Origin of the sequence: Bradyrhizobium sp. PRIMUS42 (assembly GCF_023006515.1) — a bacterium.
In the GTDB taxonomy this organism is placed as follows: Bacteria; Pseudomonadota; Alphaproteobacteria; order Rhizobiales; family Xanthobacteraceae; genus Bradyrhizobium.
This window is the reverse complement of sequence record NZ_JALBGZ010001401.1, coordinates 1-713: the sequence shown is the minus strand read 5'-3', so window position 1 is coordinate 713 and position 713 is coordinate 1. Positions and strand designations below refer to the sequence as shown.

The following is a 713-nucleotide window of genomic DNA, read 5'->3' as shown; positions in this document are numbered from 1 at the left end:
GCTTCGGCATCGCGTGCTGGGCGCCGCTGGTGCCGTTCGCGAAGACACGGCTCGGCGTCGACGACGGCGTCCTCGGACTGCTCCTGCTCAGCCTCGGCATCGGTTCGGTCGTCGCGATGCTGCTGACGGGAATCATCAGCGCGCGCCACGGCAGCAGGCCGATCATCATTGTGGGCGGCTTCGGTCTGGCGCTGGTGCTGCCCCTGCTCGCCGTCGCAAGCTCGCCCGCAACGCTGGCACTGGCACTTTTCGCATTTGGCGCGGCGCTCGGCTCGATCGACGTCGCCATGAACATCCACGCCGTAGAGGTGGAGCGCGCCGCGGGACGCCCACTGATGTCCGGCTTCCACGCGCTGTTCAGCATCGGGGGCTTTGCCGGGTCCGCGCTGATGACGGCGCTGCTCTCGCTCCAATTCGGCACGCTGGCCTGCACGCTGATCTGCTCCGTCCTGATGCTGATTGCAATGATCGTGACCTGGCCGCGCCTGCTCCGCTCCGTGCAGGTGCAGGAGGGCCCGCTGTTCGTGCTGCCGCACGGATCGGTGCTGCTGCTCGCGCTGCTCGGCGCCATCACTTTCCTGGTCGAGGGCGCAATGCTCGATTGGGGCGCATTGCTCGTCATCGGCGCGGGTCTCGTCACCGAGGCGCAAGGCGGAGCCGGCTACATCGTGTTCTCGATCGCGATGACCGCGGGCCGGCTCGGCGGCGACGCC

General features: G+C 68.6%; 1 protein-coding gene. It reads left to right on the top strand.

Annotated features, from left to right (window positions below; all coding sequences use genetic code 11):
• The coding region (locus tag MOV75_RS40665; RefSeq protein ID WP_247008483.1) for an MFS transporter at positions 1 to 713 on the top strand (713 nt) is incomplete at both ends.